Here is a 20,626-nt window from a genome sequence, read left to right as displayed (position 1 = left end):
TCTAGAATTGTGTTTCTTCTTCTGTAAAGATAGGAGGCCACAATTCTGAAACGGGCAATTCCCAACCGGGGAAAAGTTCTGGTAATGTTAAGATATCGCCATTTTGTAAAATTTGTGGTTCGCCAGCCGCTCGATAAATCTTCACTGTTTCTGCATCAGGATCGATCGCAATTCCGACAATCGCTCCGAGCTCAACAAACTTCAAAACCTTGGTTTCGATAGGCTGCGTGCGATCGCTTTGAGACTTAATCTCTACCACCAAATCGGGAACCAACTGTCCAAAATAACGCGGACTTTGGCGCAATCGTGCGGCGCGCACAAAGGAAACATCGGGCGCTTTGACGTTAGTATCTGGCATAATAAAGCCGCCTGCGGAGTCAAAAACTCGTCCGAGACGGCGGGGATTTACCCAAGCGAAAAGAAAGGCAATGAGACGGCTGCTGATTTCACTGGATACGATGTCAGATGGGCCCATAATTGAAAGTCTCCCGTCTTCTAGTTCAATTTGGTAATCTAAACCAGCTTCGGAAAAAGCGGTTTGAACTTGCTCAACATCTTTGACAGTCATCGTTGACATAGGAACTTTCTCCTGTTATGAGCTGATATTTCATTTTAGCACGATCGCTATTTTCAATCTATAATTTAGTCAAACCCCCAAGAAACAAATATTATATGAAAAATTACCCCACTCGAATGCAATCGGTACAGTCGCCCATAATTCCCGTAGTTGGCGAACTGATTCGCCAAAATCCCGGAACGATATCTTTAGGACAAGGTGTAGTTTACTACAATCCGCCACAAGAATCATTTGACAAAATCCCCGAATTCTTCGCAAATCCCGACAATCACAAATACAAAGCCGTCGAAGGTATTCCACAATTACAGGATGCAATCGCAGCCAAACTCCAAACAGATAACGACATAGAAATTAATAGCAACAACTGCATTGTCGTTACCGCCGGCAGCAACATGGGATTTACCAACGCCATTCTCGCTATTACTTCGGCGGGGGACGAAGTTATTATCCAATCACCTTATTACTTTAACCACGAAATGGCGGCAATTATGGCAAATTGCCGACCAGTAATAGTAGAAACCGACGCAAACTATCAACTTAATATCGATGCTATAAAAAAAGCAATTACTGACAAAACGCGAGCCATAGTTACCATTTCACCAAATAATCCTACTGGTGTTGTTTATTCAGCCGAAGCACTTCGGGAAGTGAACGAAATTTGTCGCCAGCACAACATATATCACATCAGCGACGAAGCCTACGAATATTTTACTTATAACGGCGTCAGACACTGTTCGCCCGCCGCTTTTCCCAACAGCAGCGAACATACAATTTCTCTGTTTAGCCTCTCCAAAGCCTACGGTTTTGCGAGTTGGCGGATCGGGTATATGGTAATACCAGAACACTTGCTCGTTTCTGTGAGAAAGATTCAAGATACCATCTTAATTTGTCCGCCCGTAATTTCTCAGTATGCAGCCCTGGGAGCCTTGCAAGTTGGTAGAGGTTACTGCGATAATTATGTAAGGGCGATCGCATCCGTGCGCCAACTCGTATTAGACGAACTCAATACTATCCAAAACTTGTGTACAATTTCCCCAGCCGCTGGAGCTTTCTACTTTTTCTTGAAAGTTGATACTGAACTCGATACAATGGAATTAGTAGAACAATTAATTCGCGAATATCGCGTAGCAGTGCTTCCCGGTACAACTTTCGGCATGGATAACGGCTGCTATTTGCGCGTTGCTTACGGTGCTTTGGAGAAAGCAACCGCCACCGCAGGTATTAGGAGATTAGTTAAAGGTTTGAAGACAATTTTAAACAAGTAAAATAGGAAATTTCAAAATGGTTGCCACGAACTTGAAAGCAAATACAAATATCCAAGATACCTCCGCTGCAAGACTGGCAGACTTGCGCGATTTGATGGCAGATTATGAATTAGATTGCTATTACATCCCAGCGGTTGACGAACACTTAAATTTATCAGTTCCAGCAGCGAAGCAGCGGCGGGCTTGGATGTGCGGTTTTACGGGTTCCGCTGGCGATTTGTTGGTTGGCAAAGATTCCGCTTGGTTGTTTGTGGACTCCCGCTATTACGAACAAGCCGAATTGCAAGTCGATACTGGAATTATTCAAATATCGAAACTCGGGTTAGAAGGAAATTTAACCTTAATTGAAACTTTAGAAAAACTGGCTGTAGAATCGGCAGAAAAATCAAGGAAAATTCGCCTGGGTTTTGACCCGTTTACCGTAGCGACAGAGCAATATCAAAATTGGGTGAAAAAATTTGCAACGGCGGAGATTGAGCTCATACCAATCCGGGAGAATTTGACAGACAAAGTGCGATCGCAAACTCCTTGGCAAACAACAGAGACTTTACCCGCGATTGATGCAGAACCCATATTTAGCTTACCTGTATCCCTGACAGGAGAAACCGCCGCCGAAAAATTAGCCAGAGTCAGGGAAGCGATGCACAAAGCCAACATTGATGTGCTTCCGATTACCAACCTGAATCAAATAGCGTGGCTGTTCAATCTCCGAGGCTCGGATATCCCCCACATTCCCATTTTTATATCCTATGCCATTGTCACCACAGATTCAGCGTTTTTATTTACAAATCCCGAACGAATTTCACTAGAAATAAAGCAAGAATTGCGGGCGGATGTAACTTTGCTTCCCTACGCAGACTATCCGCATACATTAGAAACTTGCGTAAATTTGCCACATAAAGTTCGGGTACTTTTAGACCCAAAACACAGCACAGCAGGCACGTACCAGTTAATATTAAACCATCAAGAAGCGCAGTTTTACAACATCGAAATAGTTTTTAAGGCACATCCGGTAGAAGGGATGAAAGCTCGCAAAAATCCCGTAGAAATTGAGCAGATGAAATCAGCCAATTTCAAAGCAAGTCGAGCGAAAACTTTGGCTTTAAAGTGGTTGACAGAACAGCTAGAAAATGGTAAGGTAGTTACCGAGTTTGATGTCAAAGAAAGCATCGAACATTTTTACCAGCAAGAAACAGATTTTCAGACTTTAACTTTTAGAACGATCGCCGGTGCGGGAGCCAATAGCTCGATCGTACATTACGGAACCCCCAGCCCTGAAATAACGTTAAAACCGGGAGAACTGCTGCTGCTTGACTCAGGCGCGCAATATTTAGCAGGTACAACCGACGATACGAGAACAGTAAGTATCGGAGAACCGACGGCGCTACAAATAGAACACTACACAACAGTCTTAATCGCGCACATCAACTGTGCAATGCAGCAATTCCCCAAAGGAACAACGGGAGCGCAATTAGATGCGATCGCCCGTGCGGTATTATGGCAACAACAGCTAGACTACGGACACGGTACAGGGCACGGAGTCGGCGCGTTTTTAGCCGGTCACGAAGGGCCAAACGGCATCAGTAAATCTGTGCAGTATCCCCTGGAAGCCGGGATGGTAACTAGCATCGAACCGGGATATTACGAACCGGGATGGGGCGGAATTCGTATCGAAAATCTCTATGTTGTCAGGGAAATGCCATCCAAAAATGGTACTGTTTGGTACGGATTTGAAACGCTGACGTATATTCCGTTTGAGCGCAAATTAATAAATGTCGATCGGCTGTCACAGACTCAACTAGCATGGTTGAATAATTATCATGCTGCTGTAGTCGAGAAACTGGAACCCGTACTTGATGCAGCAACAATTGAATGGTTGAAAAAAGCCGCCGCACCCTGTGTGATATCAATTCCGGTTGCACCGGAATGATACCGAGGACACTGCAATGCTCATAGATGTCAACTTAAGGTCAGCCCGAAAGTCCGACAGGGGTTGAAACCCCTGTCTCAAAGCGAAAGTCCTCTTAAGAGGACTGAAGAACTCATTAAGCTGTCGCGCCTTTAAATTGCATATTCAGGGCGGGCGGGACGCCCAACCCCTACTCCCCACAAGAGTTAGATTGTTTTTTGACAGACAATTTAAATGCAGAACAGCTTAGTCCTCTTAAGAGGACTTTCGCTATTAGACAGGGAATTCATTCCCTGGCGGACTCGCGGGCTGACTAACGGGCTGGGCTGGCTGACAGCTTAAGTTGACACGCCTTGGGCACAGTGCGGTGTCCCTACCCCAAAATAATATTGTAATATTGTAGGGAAACAGCACGTGCAGTCTCCTGATTTCTTAAAAAACAGAATACCAAAATCCCCGACTTCTCCAAGAAGTCGGGGATTTAAGATACAAACATTTAGAGAATTTAGAGTAAAGCTGGTGACAGGATTTGAACCTGCGACAGGCTGATTACAAATCAGCTACTCTACCAACTGAGTTACACCAGCAGTGAAACTTAATATAGCAAACTTATAGTCATTAGCGCAACCCCCCCAGCCAATTTTTTTTCAAATTCGCTCAAAACCCCTCCCCGTAAGGGTAAAACCGGAATAGTCTGCCCACACCCGACTGCCAATTAAGGAATGAGAATTAAATAATATCAAATCCGGTAGCATCGGAATTATTCCTCTCTGTATTCTCTCCCTCTGCGTTCTCTGCGCCCTCTGCGGTTAAATCATTCCGATACAACCGGAAACGATATAACTTCCACAAGATTGTGGGATGGGCGGGACGCCCATCCCACAATAACAATTAAAATTGTAAGTTATTTAATTCGCGATCCTAACTAATCGCAGCGCCAAATCTTAATCGTCCGATCCGCACTCCCGCTGGCTAGCAAATTGCCCGAAGGTGCGATCGCCACCGAGTACACCGTACCCGAATGTCCCTTAAGACTGGTCAACAACTCCCCCGTCTGCAAATTCCAAATATTAATCGTATTATCATCGCACCCGCTAGCCAAAGTCAAACCGTCCCCACTGATAGCAACCGACTCGCCCCGACTCACATAATTCTGCAAAATATGCAGCGCCTCATTCGTTCCTAAATTCGTTACACCGTTTCCCCTCCCAGAATTAGTATTTAAAATCCGCAACAAACTGCCCGTCTGCAAATTTCGCAGCTTAATCGTATAATCATTGCTGACGCTAGCAAGAATCTGACCATCCGGCGCGATCGCCACAGAATTCACCCCAACATTCAACCCCGAAAGAGTCCGCAGCAACTTACCACTTTCCACATCCCAAACCTTGCTCGTCGCATCCGAACTGCCACTCGCCAATATTTTACCGTCCGGGCTAAAAACCACCGCATTCACATTATCAGAATGACCCCTCAAAGTCCGCAGCAACTCACCACTCCGCAAATTCCACAGCTTAATCGTATTATCAGCCCCGCCGCAGCTAGCAATTACCAGGCCCTTCGGGTTAATCGCCACCGAATTCACCTCCATAGAATGTCCCGGAAAAGTACACAGCAAATCACCATTGTGCAAATTCCAAAACTTAATTGTTTCGTCCGAACTGCCGCTGACCAACATTTTTCCGTCATAGCTAATAGCAACCGAATTTACGCGATCGGAATGTCCCGTCAGAGTGCCAATTAATTCCGTTGTTTCTAAATTCCAAATCTTAATAGTTTTATCCCAACTACCGCTAGCCAAAATTTTGCCGTCAGGGCTAATCGCCAGAGAATTCACAAACGATGAATGTCCCGGCAGCGTATATACACACCGCCATTTCTGATGTTTTAATTTGTGAGCTAATTCCTTCACCCGCTTAGCTGCAGCCTCAGCTTCCTCTCTGCGTTTGAGTTCAGCCTCCTCCAAACGCTGGCGTTCCGCCCTAGCTTTCGCCTCTCGCAGCGCCAGCCGCCGCATCTCTCCCTTAGAGACTATTCGCTGCTGCTCCTGAATTTCTTTAAGAGTTTCAATATACGGTTTTGCCCAATCTTTAGAAAACCATTCCTGAGCAAATTCCGCCTCTAATGTAAATAACTGAGGTTCGTGAGTAAAATCGATATTTAAATAATACAAATCCGCTAAAAAAGCGGCCAATAACTTGTGAATAGTCACAATTATTTGCCGAATAATTCGCAGGCTCAGCTTTCTATCTTTTCCCTCTGCCTCCAACTGTTGATAAACCTCTTCCCAATTCCAAGGCTGCATCGCTACTAGAGAAACGCTCTGATTGATGACTCCCCAAAAACCAACATGAAAATTCACTTCATAATCGCTGATATCGCTGTACAGTATAGCTGTCGGTACGGGAGACAACACAGTCTGCAACCGCTCCACATCAATATCAGAAATGGATTTTTTGAAATAGTCTCCGTAAAACTGAACCGGGCACAAATCTCCGTGCGGGGGGTAGTGCTGGTTCAAAAAAGCTCTTAACTTAGCCGGCAACTCGATATTCAGATTGTGGCGAAACGAATCGGGGCAATCTTGGCTAATTTTTGCGGGAGCAACTAACAGCAGCAATCGGTGCTGTTGCTGCTGCAAAATCTGTTCAGTTTCCTGCCTGCTCAAATTAGAAAACCAGTTGTCCCTGTCCCAAATAGTTTGAATTTCGTTCAGCTTAACTCGAATTGCTTCTGATTGAAATTCCCGCATTAAGTCGCGGCAAAGTCGGCTAATTGCCCGCTTATCTCTTACTTCTTGTGCCTTAATTCGATTAGCGCGTTCTTCTTTTACCCTTTCTTCTGCGCCGGCGATCGCGATTAATTCTTGTTCTCTAGCCTGCTGCCGCTGCAAATATCTCACTTGTGCTTTAATCCAGCGGGGGTCTTTTTTGATTTGCTGGTTCAAAGCTGAAGAACCAGAGGGCTCAATTTCTGCATAGCGTTCGTTGACAGCGCTTGCTCCCAATCTTTCTCCCAATTCAGAGGCTACAGGCTTCAACAGTTCAATTAGAGTGTCTGAGACTGGGCGGGGTAAGGACATACCAGTTAAAACTTTTTCTTACTTAAGGACGATCGCGCGAGTCAATCGATTTTAGATTTTAGATTTTAGATTTTAGATTTTAGATTTTAGATTTTAGATTTTAGATTTTAGATTTTAGAATTGAAGCATGACCCCACGGATAAATTCGGGAGCAAGTTTATCGGATACAGGTTTTTTATTTCTGGACGGATGAATCACGTGGCGGGTATCCTGGATGCTTTCGCTCAGGCATATCTCGATGGGGCGTGGGATCTTGGCATGATCCCTACATTTGGGCGATCGGTCATTCGATTTTAGATTTTAGATTTTAGATTTTAGATTGACTTGCGCGAGATAAATTCGGGGGCTTGAGGATTTTAGATTTTAGATTTTGGATTGATTCCACGGATAAATCACGTGGCGGATACCACATGAAGAAATTCGCTTGTCAACGTATCTAGAAGGCGTATCGTGCTGCCGCGCAAGTTTAGCACCTTAACTCAATCAGAGTATTTATACACTTTACATTTTACCCCGAATCTGAATCCAAAGCACCGACGGAAAAGACTTCAGGATATGCGATCGACCCTGAGTTCCCCCAATTTGTTTTTTTTGTTGCCTTTTGACTCGCTCTTGTCTATAATCGTACTTCACCACCCTAATTACGGTATTCCGACCTAATAACCGTACATTCACTAGAGGAACAAATATAATGAGCCCGTGGCAACGCCTAACTCAACACCTTCACTGGCCAAAACAGCCATCAGCCAGCACAAATCAATCATTTACTGCCATGAAAAGATTTGTATCGCTATTTTTAGTGGGAATAACTTTAAGTCTCGCCGTTGCATCCTGCGGCCAGGGAACCACCAACAACCCCGCAGGCACTCCAGGCGGTGCTACCCCAGCAGCCAACAAAGGCAACGTAGAATTAACCCTAGTATCCTTCGCAGTCACCAAAGTCGCCCACGAAGCCATAATTCCCAAATTCGTAGAACAATGGAAAAAAGAAAAAGGCCAAACCGTCACCTTCAACCAAAGCTATGGCGGTTCCGGTTCCCAAACTCGCGCCGTAATTGACGGTTTAGAAGCAGACATCGTACACCTAGCCCTCGCCTTCGACACTCAAAGAATCGAAAAAGCCGGACTAATTGAGCCTGGATGGGAAAAAGAAGTCCCCAACGAAGGCATAGTCAGCAAATCCGTAGCAGCAATAGTCACCCGCGAAGGCAATCCCAAAGGCGTCAAAACCTGGGAAGATTTAGGCAAAGACGGAGTAAAAGTGATTACTGCCGATCCCAAAACATCAGGCGTTGCCCGCTGGAATTTCCTCGCACTTTGGGGTTCGGTTGTTAAAACCGGAGGAGACGAAACCAAAGCATTAGACTTGACTACTAAAGTCTACAAAAACGTCCCCATCCTGACTAAAGATGCCCGCGAAGCCACCGACGTATTTTTCAAACAAGGCCAAGGCGACGCCTTAATTAATTACGAAAACGAGGTTATTTTGGCTGGTGAGAAAGGCGAAAAACCGACTTACACTATTCCAGACGTGAATGTGTCGATCGACAATCCCATTGCCATTATCGATAAAAACGTTGATAAACACGGTAATCGCGAAGTCGCCGAAGCATTTGTCAAATTTCTGTACAGCCCAGAAGCTCAGCGAGAATTTGCCAAAGCAGGCTTCCGCCCAGTAGATGCGACAGTAGCGGCGGAACCGGAATTTGCCCAAAAATATCCCCCCATCAAAACCCTATTTACAGCTCAAGACTTAGGAGGTTGGGGAGATATTCAGCAGAAATTCTTCGATGACGGAGCTATTTTTGACAAAATTCAAGGTTCAATTAGACAGTAGTGGCCGGGGCGGGTTTACCAGATGATTGGTTTTAGGCAATTATTTTTGGTAAAACCAGCCCCCGATCGCAATTATTCTTTCCAACTCAAAACTATTCACTTATGGCTGAATCATCTGCAATCAGTAACCCTCAATCTCCGATCGAAAATATCAAAAGGGCGATCGGCAAAATCACATTACCTTGGGGAATCACCCTAGGCTACCTCAGCTTAATGCTATTGCTCCCAGTTGCAGCATTGCTGCTGAAAGCCAGCACAGCAAACCCCGCCGAATTTTGGGCAATTGCCACCAGTCCGATCGCCCTTTCCGCCTACGATGTCACCTTCTTTACGGCATTAATTGCGGCATTAATTAACGGAGTCTTCGGCACATTAATTGCCTGGGTATTAGTCCGCTACGACTTTCCCTTAAAACGGATTATAGATGCAATCGTCGATTTACCCTTTGCGCTCCCTACCTCCGTCGCCGGTTTAACCCTCGCCACAGTTTACAGCGATAACGGCTGGATTGGTTGGTTTTTTGCACCTTTGGGAATCAAGATATCGTTTACTCGCTTAGGCGTAGGTATAGCAATGATATTTATTTCCTTGCCATTTATCGTTAGAACCGTACAGCCAGTTTTAAACGAGATGGAAAAAGAGATCGAAGAAGCAGCTTGGTGTTTAGGTGCTTCTCAATTTGAAACCTTCTGGCGAGTAGTTTTACCGCCGTTATTTCCGTCTATTTTAACCGGAGTAGCACTCGGCTTTTCGCGAGCGGTAGGCGAGTACGGCTCTACTGTAATTGTAGCTTCTAACATACCGTTCAAAGATTTAATCGCGCCCGTATTAATTTTTCAAAGATTGGAACAGTACGACTATGCAGGAGCAACAGTTATCGGCACTGTCATGTTAGGTATTTCCCTGGCAATGTTGTTCGCCATTAATCTCTTACAAGCATGGAGAAGACGCTATGACGACTAATATCAATTCACCCGCTGGTTACAAAAGTCCGCCCGCAGGTTCTAGTCGGAGCCAGGAAAAAGCTTGGGTAAAACCAACTTTAATCGGAATTGCGATCGGCTATCTCGCTCTTGTCTTATTTATCCCCACTCTCAACGTTTTTTATCAAGCCTTCAGAAAGGGATTTGAGCCATTTTTTTCTAATTTAACCTCACCAGATTTTCTTCACGCAGCGCAACTAACCCTGATAATTTCTCTGATAGTTGTGCCAATAAATACAGTATTCGGTTTGTGTGCAGCCTGGGTAATTGGCCGCAACAAATTTCGGGGGCGCACGCTATTAATCAGCCTTTTAGACGTGCCTTTTGCCATCTCTCCCGTAGTTGCAGGTTTAATGATTGTACTGCTTTACGGTCGGCTGGGATGGTTCGGGCCGTGGCTGGAGGCGGCAAATATCAGGGTTATTTTTGCCTTCCCTGGAATGGTGCTAGCGACTGCTTTTGTTACCTTGCCTTTTGTGGCCCGCGAAGTAATTCCTGTTTTGGAAGAAGTCGGAACAGATCAAGAAGAGGCGGCGAAAACTTTGGGAGCAAATGACTGGCAAATTTTCTGGAATGTCACGCTTCCCAGTATTCGCTGGGGATTGCTTTACGGAGTAATTTTGACCAATGCTAGAGCAATGGGAGAATTTGGAGCCGTCTCTGTGGTGTCGGGAAATATTGCTAAAAAAACACAAACTTTGCCTTTGTTTGTAGAGGATGCTTACAAGCAGTACGCGACGCAAGCCGCATTTTCGGCTGCGGTAGTTCTCGGTCTTTTAGCAGTTGTTACTCTCGTGCTTAAGGAGATTTTAGAACGAAAAACTAGGATTAAAGAAGTTGAAGAATAGTCATTAGTCATTAGTCATCAGTCATTAGTCATCAGTCATTAGTCATTAGTCATTAGTCATTAGGGTGCGCGCTGTGAACCTCATCCCTCAAACCACTCATTAGTAAGGTGCGGCGCTATCGACAATCTAGTGGGAAGCTCGAAAATCTCGCAGCAACGCACCCTACAAGATATTGGTACAAAATGTAAACTGAAACAAAAATTAGGAGTCCCAAATGTTAGCTCACAACACTAGCGAATCTCAATTTGAGCCGATCGACAATTTTCACAAAACCCAAGAATCAGATATTCCCAAATCTGAGATTGGCGACAGCAGACCAACTCAAACCCGCATTCGCATTCGTGTTCCTAAAGAATACCATCAGGAACCTGTAATCTCTAACCTGATTTCTGAATACGGTTTGACGGTAAATTTTAATGCCGCTTTGTTGGGTGTCAAAACTTTAGATGACGGTTGGTTTGATCTGGAACTTAACGGTACAAGTAAACAGATTGAAACGGCTCTGATGTATCTCAATGATTTAGATGTGGAAATCTGGAGCAATTCCAATTATCCCGATGAAGAAACTTGGTAATTAGTGAGTCTGGGACGCACCAACCTGGAAGATCAGCTAAGGATCGCGAATTAAATAATTTACACTCTTGAAAGTGGGATGGGCGTCCCGCCCGCCCTTTCTGGACGGGCGGGACGCCCATCCCACAAGAACCATCACGCATTCTAAGTTATTTAATTCTCATTCCTAATATTCTGGACTGACACGCATATTTTTTTCGACCCGATTTATTGAGCCTAATAGTCTCAAGTAATGTTAGTCATGAGTCAGCCTATCTCTTCCTGTAAAATAACCGTTATCAAGGTTCTAGTGAGGAATGCAAGCCTTCATAAAACTCAGAGGACTTGTTGCATTCCTCCCTACAAAGCAATTTAATGGCGGTTGTTCGTTAGCGAAGCTTGCAGAAGAGGATCGCAGGGAGCATCTCATATTTGTAAAAATACTTCTTCTGGCTCCTTCCTTCTTCCTCTTTCCTTCTGCCTCCTGCCTCCTGCCTCCTGCCTCAAAACTCCAATTTATAGCTGGGCTGCAAAGGTGAGATGCTCCCGGATCGCACATACCGATCATTCAGCAGGGAACAACTACCAAATAACACCAGCTTACAGCTAATAATCGTGATTGATGACTCTTGATTAAAAAATATCGATCGCCATCAATTAACTATTGGATTGACAATTTTTATAAAATCTGGTTTTTTCTCCATCTCTGGCATATCAATAAACAGCGCGCACGTCTTCTCCAACATTGTTGTAACAGCCGGAACAATATCCCCCTATAAAACTTCTAAACAATCAAACTAACTCAGTTATGGCAGGGCAGCATAAAAAAAAGTTTTTGTCAATATTCAATTTAGGTGAAAGTTAGGTTAGGTGAAATTAGGAGCGATCCTCTTCTGCAAGCTTCGCCAACGACTCTCATCCGCACTCAGCGGGAAAGCTCGATCGCTGCTGCGGTTGGTTTGTGATATGAATTTGATGTGTGCGTGTACCAGGAGAATTTGAACGTGGAACTCTATAAAGAACGGAAACACCAAATAGTTTTTGCTGATTCACAAGTTAAAGATTGCGAAAGTTTAACAGAAACGGTCAATTCCGATACAGAAATTGTTATTCTCAAAGCCGATCGCGACGGCATTGAGCAAATTGCCGAAACACTTAAACAGCGGAAAAACATTGCAGCCGTCCACATTTTGTCTCACGGCGCAGCAGCCAGCTTGCAACTGGGAGCAACAGAACTAAATCTGTGCAACATTGAAAGCTACCGCAATTATTTAGAAACATGGTTTGCTTTGCCAGCAGCCGAAACAAACTCGAACTCTTCAATTACAGCTAAACCCGAAATTCTACTTTACGGTTGCAACGTCGCCGCCACAGAAGCAGGTGTCGCTTTCGTCCAAAGGCTGAGCCAGCTCACCGGGGCAAATATTGCCGCTTCCGATAACTTGACTGGGAATGCTGCGTTGGGTGGAGATTGGGAACTCGAAGTAACTACGGGAAACATTGAAACACCTTTGGCATTTTCGGCTGAGGCGAGGGAAGCTTACAGTGGCGTACTGGCTGACTTGAACCAAAGGACTGGCGACTTTAACGGACTGGTAAATGCCATCAATGTTGCCAACATCAACAGTGGCATTGACACGATCACTCTCACTGCCGATATTACCCTCGCAGGGCAATTGCCGAGAATTACCGACACCACCACTATTGTTGGCGGTGGTTTCAAGATCAGCGGCAATAACAACCGTGCCTTTGTAGTTGATAACACAACATTTAACATCTCAAACCTCACCATTGATTCCGCACAAGCAGTAGGCAACGCAGGAACCGCCGGTGGTGGTGGCGCCGCAGGCTTAGGTGGCGCCCTTTTTATCAACAGCGGTACAGTCACAGTTGACAGAGTTACTTTTTCTAATAACTCTGCCGTTGGCGGTGCAGGTGCGGCGGGGAATGGTGGCAAGGGTGGTAGCGCGGATCTGGCTACTGTCTTTGGAGGCACAGCAGGGACAAATGGTAGAAATGGTAGAAATGGTCTACCAAGTAATGGCGCTGCCGGTGGGGTTGGCGAAGATGGCGAGGCTGGCGGTACTGGTAATGCTGGCGGTACTGGCGGTATTGGCGGCACTGGCGGTACTGGTGTTGGCGGCACAAACGGTGGTGCTGGTGGCATTGGTGGTGCTGGTGGTGCTGGTAGTGTTGTCGGTAGTGGCGGCGGTGGTGGTGGTGCCGGTGGCGGTGGCGGTCCTGCTGGTACTGGTATTCCAGGTAATGGTGGCAATGGCGGTGTTGGCGGTGCTGGCGCCTTTGGTGGCGGCGGTGGTGCTGGCGGTACTTCTGGTACAGGTGCGGTGCTTGGTGCTATCGGCGCTGGAGGCATTGGCGGCTTCGGCGGCGGTGGCGGTAGTGGCAATATTGCAAGCGCTGGAGGCACTTTTGGCGGTGCTGGTGCTACTGCTGGCGGCGGCGGTGCAGGTTTAGGTGGCGCGATTTTTGTTGGCGGTGGCACTTTGACCATGACCAACAGCACCTTATATAGCAACACAGTTACGGGTGGCAATGCTGGTAATGTTGCCGCAGGTGCGGGTACAGCCGCAGGTGGTGCAATTTTCGTCAACTTAGGTGCTACAGCTACCCTCACTAACAACACGATCGCTTATAACTCTGCAACAGCCGCCACAGTTGGCACACCGGCTAGTCTGATTGCTAGTGCCGGAGGAATTTACAACAACGGCGGTACAGTTACAGTCAAAAACACGATCGTCGCTGGCAACGTTGCTACTACCGACACTGATGTTACAGGGACATTCACCGGGAACAACAACCTGATTGGGGTTCTCGGCAGTAGCACTGGTTTTACAGCGACTCAGCAACTAACCGGTGCTTTGACAAATGTATTAGCACCAGTCGGCTCTGCCGGATTGAATGGCGCAACGGCTCCGGCTCCTTTCACCCTTGCCCTAGTTGATAACAGCCCGGTCACAACTAGCACTAACCAAGCCATTGGCGGTGGCAACAGCGCCGACGCAACAGCGGCCGGTTTAACTACTGACCAACGCGGTACAGGTTTCCCTCGGAAAATCGACAATACTCTTGTCAGCAAACCTAGTGTTGACATCGGTGCTTACGAGTACGGCCCAGTGGTCGTGGGTCAGAAATTCAACGACCTGAACGGGGATAGCCTGCAAGGTGCTGCGGCAACTGAACCAGGTCTAGGCGGCTGGACTATTACCGCAGGTACGAAGACTAATGTAACATCTGCGGTTGCTGCCACTCTCGGCCAATACACTCTCACGGATACTAAGGCCAATACAGCGATCGCAGAAACGTTACAAACCGATTGGGTGCAGACTTTAGCACCAACGGTGACGACTGGTACTGCTGATGTTACGGGTGCTAACTTCGGCAATTTCCAACTGACATCGATCGCGGGCAAAACCTACACCGATCTCGTCGGCAACAAAGTCTTAGACCTTGGCACCGACACCACATTAAACGGCGTCACGGTAACTTTATACAAAGACACCAACAACAACAACACGCTAGAAGTCGGCACAGATACGGTTGTGGGCACTCCACAAACCACTGCGGGAGCCGGAGATTACACATTCGCGGATATAGGCCCCGGCAATTACCTGATACAAGCCACTGCCCCAGCCAACTCCACTATCTCTTTCCCCGCTGCCGCACTTCCCGTTACCGCCCAAAGCGGTACTCCCGTCACCGGTCAAAACTTCGGCATTTTCCAAAACATCACCGTTAGCGGCACCAAATTCACCGACCTCACAGGTAATAGCTTCTCTGCTGACGACACCCCCCTCAACGGCACTACCATTCGCTTGTTCAAAGATACTAACGATAACAGCACTTTAGATAGCGGTGATACGGAAATTGCCTCTCAAGTTACCGGTACAGCGCCAGCGGCGCCTGGGACGTATAGCTTTGCCAACGTCGGCTCCGGTCGGCACTTTGTGAGAGAAGACGTGCCGGATGGTTTCTCACAAACCGCCGGCCCGACTTTTTATCCAATTAACCCGGTCAGCGGCACAAACATTACGGCTCAAAACTTCGGCAATTTCCAACTAGGCAAAATCAGCGGGATCAAATTTAATGACCTCAACAAAAATGGCATCCAAGATGGGCCAGAAGAACCACCGCTAGGAGGCTGGACAATTTACTTGGATGCCAACGACAGCGGCAGCCAAGATGCAATACCAGGCGAAACAGGCACCAACGCCACCGTCACCGATGTCGCCGGTAAGTATCAGTTCACCAACCTGCCAGCCGGCACTTATACAGTGCGGGAAGTGCCACAAACCGGCTGGACGCAAACTGTACCCCCCGTCAACCCAGCTAGGCCTACTGTTCCCGGCGCGTTTACGATCGCCGTCACCAGCGGCACAGACTCCCAAAACAACAACTTCGGCAACTTCAAGCCCAACTCGATTAGCGGTCTGAAGTTCAATGACCTCAACACAAATGGCATCCAAGATGCGCCAGCAGAAACAGGACTACCCAACTGGCAATTCTTCCTCGATACCAACGATAACGGTACTCTCGACACTGGGGAACCGAACACCCTCACCGATGCCACCGGCAACTACAAATTCCTCGATTTGTCAGCCGGAACCTATAAGGTGCGGGAAGTCTTGCAGCCTACTTGGACGCAAACTACCTCCGACCCGGCGGACATCACTGTCACCAGCGGTCAAGATATCGCTAATATCAACTTCGGCAACTTCCAGTCGAGCACTATCAGCGGTCAAAAATTCAATGACCTCAACAACAACGGCGTTAAGGATGCCGGAGAATTGGGGCTAGCTAACTGGCAAATATTCCTCGACAGTATCACTCCCGATGGCATCTTTCAGCAGGGCGAACCGACTACCATCACTGATGCAGCGGGCAACTACACTCTGCGAGATATACCTGCAGGTACTTACCAGGTAAGGGAAGTCCAGCAAAACGGCTGGACGCAGACGACCCCTAACCCCGCTCCCGTTACGGTTAATCCCTCGGATAACATCACAGGCATTGACTTCGGCAACTTCCTGCCCCAACCGGGGGCGATCCGAGGTCTGAAGTTCCAAGACACCAACAACAATGGCACTCAGGATGCTGGAGAACCGGGTTTACCCAATTTCCAAATTCAGTTAACCAATGTCGTAGCTGGAACTGCTCCTGCTCCTGTTACTACTACCACAGACAACAGTGGCAACTACCTGTTCGCGAACCTAACGCCGGGAACCTACCGCGTCAGGGAAGTCAACCAAACTGGGTTTACCCAAAGCACACCCGACCCTGCCGACATCGCCCTAACTTCAGGCGCTATTGTTACGGGCATCAACTTCGGGAACTTCCCAGCGCCGCCGCCGCCGACGCCGACTCCGACGCCGACTCCGACTCCGACGCCGACTCCGCCGCCAGTGCCACTGCCACCTGTACCGACGCCGACGCCTGCACCTGCGCCGACGCCTGCACCTGCGCCGACGCCTGCACCTGCGCCTGCACCTGCACCTGCGCCGACGCCTGCACCTGCACCTGTAACGACGCCGACGCCTGCACCTGTACCGACGCCGACACCGACACCGGAACCTGTACCGACAGATTTGGTTTGCCCTGAGAACTTCCCCAGGATAGCTACTCCCACTGAACCAGGTACTCCGACCGCGGGTAATGTGATCAATGGCCCTAACGGGGACGATACGATCGTGGGTAGTGCTGGCAGTGACTCTATCTTCGGGTTGAGCGGCAACGATTTGATCTTTGGTCGAGGGGGCGGTGACTATATCAATGGCAATACGGCCAACGATACTGTCTATGGAGGCATCGATAGCGATACTCTCTTTGGTGGCAAAGGGTTTGACCTGATTTTTGGCGATCGCGGTAACGATACGATTTATGGCAATCGTGGCAACGACTCTATTTCTGGCGACGAAGGCAATGACTTATTGTACGGGGGCAAAGCCGATGACGTAATTTTGGGAGGCGCTGGCGACGATGTGCTCTTTGGCGATCAAGGCAATGACACTCTCTGCGGCGACGACGGTAACAATACCTTAATTGGCGGCAGCGGTGATGATTTGCTCTTTGGTGGCACCGGCGATAACTTGCTCTTTGGTGGCATTGGCAGCGATACCCTCGTCGGTGGCAGTGGCAGCGATGGTTTTGTCTTATCAGCGGGGGGAGGAATTGACACGATTTTCAACTTCACTGCAGGAGTTGATTCGATCGAGTTGGTGGGAGGCTTGGACTTCAATCAACTGTCGTTAACCGAAACTAATGGCTCGACGGCGATCGGAATTGCCAACAGCGACCAGATTTTGGCTATACTGACGGGCGTACAGCCGAGCCAGTTATCGGCTCAGAGTTTTAACTTGCTGGTTTAGTCTGCCGATCAAAGTTTCGAGTGTCAGCCAAAGAAGGGGAACGAATTCCGTTCCCCTTCTTTGGTCAAATTTGTTCGAGATACTTCAGCAAGTCGGCCATTTCTTGCGGACTCGGTTGAAACTGCGGCATTGGTGGGGTTTGCCCGCTGGTGACTTGCCGGATCAGATCCAATTCGGATTTGCGCTCGGAAACTCCGTGCAAGTTGGGCCCGACTTGACTGTCTGAAACGGAGATGTGACAACCCGCACAGTTCATTTGAAAGATGGCGGAACCCTGAAACGGGTTGCCCGTGAGGGATAGGACGCTTTTGACGTAAGGATCGGCGACTTGAAATTGACGTATTGTGATAATTGCCAAGATGATGGCAAGCAACACCGCTAGCGCAAATATGGCAAGTCGCTCGATCGGGTTTTTAATTTCATTCCTGGCAAGTTGGTTATTCAAAGGAGTTCAATTAAAAATAGTATCTACAAGAAAATTTATTTCTCATAACATAGCTTAATCGTTCGCAGCGGGGAGAGCAAGGTCTGAGACCCACGGAAGGCTGCTTTTGGGAAAATTCATCTGTGTAAGTGCTGGTAATATTAAAAATAGGTTGTTAAATCTTAACGTTGAGGAGCTCTCATGGTAGAACCGCTACTTTCAGGTATTGTTCTGGGTCTAATCTTTGTTACTCTGGCGGGGCTGTTTTTTGCTGCTTATCAGCAGTACAAGCGCGGCGATCAGTTGGGTATCAATAAGTAAAAGGCTTGTAGGGGCGGTGCCTTGAGTGCCCGCCCTGCCTTGAGTGCCCCCCGACTCATCCGTGTATCCGTGTCCAAATCCGTGTTGGGCTATTCGCCTTTGTTTGTTAAAGATATCGATCGAGAATAGCAGCAGTTTCCAAGCCTGTTTTTTCCCAGCTAAATTGTTTTGCCCTAGCCAAACCGAGCTCCCGCAAGTGCGATCGAACTTTGGCATCGACTGCAAGCTCTTGCATAGCAGAGGCAATTTCCTCGACGCTGTAGGGGTTGACTAATAACGCGCCGTCCCCCGCCACTTCGGGCATTGAAGACAGGTTAGAGGTGATGACAGGAGTGCCGCACCCCATTGCTTCGAGCACGGGGAGCCCGAATCCTTCCCAAAGACTGGGGAAAACCAGGGCGATCGCTTGGTTGATGACTTTGGGTAAGTCTGCCGCGGGGAGGTAATCTAGGAATTTTACTCGATCGGCCAATCCCAATTCTTGAACCTGCGCCTTCAGTAGCGGGGTATAGCGTTTGTCTTCCGAACCTGCTATCCACAATTCGTACTCGGAATTATCATGCAAAGCAGCAAAGGCTGCTACAACTCGCTGCACGTTTTTATACGGATTGTGGCGGCCGATATAAAGAAAATAATTGCTTGTTGGCAAGTCTAAAAAACGGAAAAAACTGGTATCGTATCCGGGGAAAATTGGCGTAATTAAATTAGTAGGAATATTGCAAAAATTAGCGATATCTTTGGCAGTTGATTCAGAGTCACAAATGACGTGTTGAGCCTGCCGCAGCACTTGGGGAATGTAGTAGCGGTGGTAAGGTGTCAGAGGATCGAAGCGGCGGGGAAATCGCAGCGCTATCAAGTCATGTACTGTAATTATATAGCGGCAACCTGCAAATAGAGGAGCTTCGGGAATTGGGGAAAATAACAGGTTAGATTTTAGCTGTTTGTAAATTTTGGGGAGTTGGGTTTGTGTCCACAGCAATCGGTTGATGTGTCCTTTGGTTCCTTGTTCGGGTGTTAGGTTGGCGGGGATTTGGTAGCAGTTGTTATTGGGAATTTTTTCGGCTGTTAGTAATGTTGGGTTGAGGGGTTTTAGGTGGGGAAATAGGTTTTTGGCGTAGATGGCTAAGCCGGTTGGTTTGGAAATTAGGAAGGAGAGGTTGATGAGCAGGTTGGATTGGGGATTGGGCATGGGATAATATGTAGAGTGCGGTTTTTGGGTGGGATTTTTTTTATTTAACCGCAGAGGGCGCAGAGGACGCAGAGAGGAGAAAGGAAGAGAGGGAAGATTTAAAGATATTGTTGTAAGATGTTGGCGGTTGCTTTTCCGGTTTTGTGCCAACTAAACTGAGATGTTCTGGCTAAACTAGCAGTTTTTAAGTTCGATCGCACTTTTGAATCTGTGGCTACTGTTTGCATGGCTTCGGCTATTTCTGGGATGCTGTAAGGATTGACTAATAATCCGGCATCTCCGGCTACTTCTGGCATTGATGACAGGTTGGATGTGATGACTGGTGTGCCGCAAGCCATTGCTTCTAAAATTGGTAAGCCGAATCCTTCCCACAGTGTAGGGAAAACTAGGGCGATCGCCTGATTCATCAGTACGGGCAATTGAGAATAGGGAACGTAACCGAGAAATTTTACCAAAGATTGTAAACCTAATTCTTCAACTTGTGCTGTCAACTGCGGCGTGTAGGCATTGGGAGGCCCTGCTAGCCACAATTCGTAGTTTGCGCGATCGGGTAAACTCGCAAATGCAGCAATTAATCTCTCCAAGTTTTTGTAAGGATCGTGTCTGCCGGTATAAAGAAAATAATTTTTGGCGGGCAAGTCGAGATATCTAAAATTAATATTATCGCAAGCTAGGGGAATGGCGGTCATTTTCTTAGACGGAATCTGGAAAAAGTTAGCAACATCTGCCGCCGTTGCTTGAGAATCGCAAATAATGTGTTCTGCTTGTCGCAAAACCTGCGGTATGTAGTAGCGGAAATAAGCTGTTAATCGAGAAAACCGTTGGGGAAATCGCAAAGGAATTAAATCGTGAACTGTGACGATGTAGCGGCAGCCGGAATATAAAGGTGCTTCGGGAATTGGGGAAAATATCAGGCTTGACTGCAATTTTTTGTAAATTTTTGGCAAGTTGAATTGAGTCCACAGCAGCCTGTTAATTTGTCCTTTTGACCCTCGATCCGGTGTCAGAGTTTCTGGGATTTGATAGCAAGTATAATTGTTAATTTGCTGGGAAGTCAGTAATGTTGGTTCTAGCGGTTCCAGTTGCGGGAAAAGATTAGCGGCGTAAGTCCCGATTCCAGTTGGTTCGGGTGTTAAGAAGGACAAATTGATTAACAGTGAATTAGACATGATTTTAGGGAAAGATATCCGGCGACTGGAAGTCGCGACTACACATACAAAGTCCGCCTACGCGGACTAAAGAAAACGCTAATAAAAT

At 47.3% G+C, this 20,626-nt stretch carries 13 protein-coding genes and 1 tRNA gene; 8 read left to right on the top strand and 6 right to left on the bottom strand.

Features of this window, described 5'->3' with window-relative positions; all coding sequences use genetic code 11:
• Position 1: 1 nt before the first annotated feature.
• On the bottom strand, positions 2-577 hold the full coding sequence (locus QT973_RS02015; protein ID WP_333056752.1) for a Uma2 family endonuclease: 576 nt from the start codon (positions 575-577) through the stop codon (positions 2-4).
• Positions 578-672: 95 nt separating this feature from the next.
• On the opposite strand from QT973_RS02015, the gene QT973_RS02010 reads away from it, so the two are divergent.
• Together QT973_RS02010 and QT973_RS02005 are read left to right on the top strand one after the other, a co-directional pair.
• Positions 673-1,842 carry a pyridoxal phosphate-dependent aminotransferase gene (locus QT973_RS02010; RefSeq protein ID WP_333056753.1) on the top strand — a complete coding sequence of 390 codons (1,170 nt, stop codon included), beginning with the start codon at positions 673-675 and terminating at the stop codon, positions 1,840-1,842.
• 16 nt (positions 1,843-1,858) lie between these two features.
• Entirely contained in the window at positions 1,859-3,772 is a 1,914-nt protein-coding gene (locus QT973_RS02005; RefSeq protein WP_333390460.1) for an aminopeptidase P family protein, read from the top strand.
• 493 nt (positions 3,773-4,265) lie between these two features.
• Here QT973_RS02005 and QT973_RS02000 read toward each other — a convergent pair.
• A tRNA-Thr gene (locus tag QT973_RS02000) sits at positions 4,266-4,338 on the bottom strand.
• A gap of 338 nt (positions 4,339-4,676) precedes the next feature.
• Positions 4,677-6,833: a WD40 domain-containing protein gene (locus QT973_RS01995; RefSeq protein WP_333259106.1), complete on the bottom strand. Its 2,157-nt coding sequence runs from the start codon at positions 6,831-6,833 to the stop codon at positions 4,677-4,679.
• 691 nt (positions 6,834-7,524) lie between these two features.
• Between QT973_RS01995 and QT973_RS01990 the strand changes: the two genes are divergently transcribed.
• From QT973_RS01990 to QT973_RS01970, 5 genes are all read left to right on the top strand, one after another.
• Positions 7,525-8,670: a sulfate ABC transporter substrate-binding protein gene (locus QT973_RS01990; RefSeq protein WP_333209814.1), complete on the top strand. Its 1,146-nt coding sequence runs from the start codon at positions 7,525-7,527 to the stop codon at positions 8,668-8,670.
• 101 nt (positions 8,671-8,771) lie between these two features.
• Positions 8,772-9,632, top strand: a complete 861-nt coding sequence (gene cysT, locus QT973_RS01985) for a sulfate ABC transporter permease subunit CysT (protein WP_333057938.1) — start codon at positions 8,772-8,774, stop codon at positions 9,630-9,632.
• Positions 9,622-10,500, top strand: a complete 879-nt coding sequence (gene cysW, locus QT973_RS01980) for a sulfate ABC transporter permease subunit CysW (RefSeq protein WP_333057939.1) — start codon at positions 9,622-9,624, stop codon at positions 10,498-10,500. Before cysT ends, cysW begins: the two co-directional genes overlap by 11 nt.
• Before the next feature lie 214 nt (positions 10,501-10,714).
• The gene (locus QT973_RS01975) at positions 10,715-11,074 is read left to right on the top strand and encodes an NIL domain-containing protein (RefSeq protein WP_333231441.1); all 360 of its coding nucleotides are present in this window, start codon (positions 10,715-10,717) and stop codon (positions 11,072-11,074) included.
• Between the two features lie 982 nt (positions 11,075-12,056).
• On the top strand, positions 12,057-17,435 hold the full coding sequence (locus QT973_RS01970) for a DUF4347 domain-containing protein (protein WP_333390456.1): 5,379 nt from the start codon (positions 12,057-12,059) through the stop codon (positions 17,433-17,435).
• Positions 17,436-17,499: 64 nt separating this feature from the next.
• On the opposite strand, the gene QT973_RS01965 is transcribed toward QT973_RS01970, so the two are convergent.
• Positions 17,500-17,880: a cytochrome c gene (locus tag QT973_RS01965; protein WP_333057942.1), complete on the bottom strand. Its 381-nt coding sequence runs from the start codon at positions 17,878-17,880 to the stop codon at positions 17,500-17,502.
• Positions 17,881-18,060: 180 nt separating this feature from the next.
• On the opposite strand from QT973_RS01965, the gene petG reads away from it, so the two are divergent.
• The gene (petG, locus tag QT973_RS01960) at positions 18,061-18,180 is read left to right on the top strand and encodes a cytochrome b6-f complex subunit V (protein ID WP_006632329.1); all 120 of its coding nucleotides are present in this window, start codon (positions 18,061-18,063) and stop codon (positions 18,178-18,180) included.
• Between the two features lie 106 nt (positions 18,181-18,286).
• Here petG and QT973_RS01955 read toward each other — a convergent pair whose 3' ends face one another.
• Both QT973_RS01955 and QT973_RS01950 read right to left on the bottom strand, forming a co-directional pair.
• On the bottom strand, positions 18,287-19,369 hold the full coding sequence (locus tag QT973_RS01955) for a glycosyltransferase family 1 protein (RefSeq protein WP_333057943.1): 1,083 nt from the start codon (positions 19,367-19,369) through the stop codon (positions 18,287-18,289).
• A gap of 98 nt (positions 19,370-19,467) precedes the next feature.
• Complete coding sequence (locus tag QT973_RS01950) at positions 19,468-20,538, bottom strand: glycosyltransferase family 1 protein (RefSeq protein WP_333390453.1); 1,071 nt, start codon at positions 20,536-20,538, stop codon at positions 19,468-19,470.
• Positions 20,539-20,626 lie beyond the last annotated feature (88 nt).

The sequence above is a fragment of the Microcoleus sp. Z1_A1 genome, from assembly GCF_036700305.1.
Classification (GTDB): domain Bacteria; phylum Cyanobacteriota; class Cyanobacteriia; order Cyanobacteriales; family Microcoleaceae; genus Microcoleus.
Note: the sequence above shows the minus strand (reverse complement) of the source record. Positions and strands in the feature narration are given on the sequence as shown.

What these genes read in the sequence shown, in the direction of transcription:
- QT973_RS02010 (WP_333056753.1), top strand. Translation starts at nt 673, where the DNA reads ATGAAAAATTACCCCACTCGAATGCAATCGGTACAGTCGCCCATAATT.
- QT973_RS01975 (WP_333231441.1), top strand. Translation starts at nt 10,715, where the DNA reads ATGTTAGCTCACAACACTAGCGAATCTCAATTTGAGCCGATCGACAAT.
- QT973_RS01955 (WP_333057943.1), bottom strand. Translation starts at nt 19,369, where the DNA reads ATGCCCAATCCCCAATCCAACCTGCTCATCAACCTCTCCTTCCTAATT.
- QT973_RS02015 (WP_333056752.1), bottom strand. Translation starts at nt 577, where the DNA reads ATGTCAACGATGACTGTCAAAGATGTTGAGCAAGTTCAAACCGCTTTT.
- QT973_RS02005 (WP_333390460.1), top strand. Translation starts at nt 1,859, where the DNA reads ATGGTTGCCACGAACTTGAAAGCAAATACAAATATCCAAGATACCTCC.
- petG (WP_006632329.1), top strand. Translation starts at nt 18,061, where the DNA reads ATGGTAGAACCGCTACTTTCAGGTATTGTTCTGGGTCTAATCTTTGTT.
- QT973_RS01990 (WP_333209814.1), top strand. Translation starts at nt 7,525, where the DNA reads ATGAGCCCGTGGCAACGCCTAACTCAACACCTTCACTGGCCAAAACAG.
- cysW (WP_333057939.1), top strand. Translation starts at nt 9,622, where the DNA reads ATGACGACTAATATCAATTCACCCGCTGGTTACAAAAGTCCGCCCGCA.
- QT973_RS01950 (WP_333390453.1), bottom strand. Translation starts at nt 20,538, where the DNA reads ATGTCTAATTCACTGTTAATCAATTTGTCCTTCTTAACACCCGAACCA.
- QT973_RS01995 (WP_333259106.1), bottom strand. Translation starts at nt 6,833, where the DNA reads ATGTCCTTACCCCGCCCAGTCTCAGACACTCTAATTGAACTGTTGAAG.
- cysT (WP_333057938.1), top strand. Translation starts at nt 8,772, where the DNA reads ATGGCTGAATCATCTGCAATCAGTAACCCTCAATCTCCGATCGAAAAT.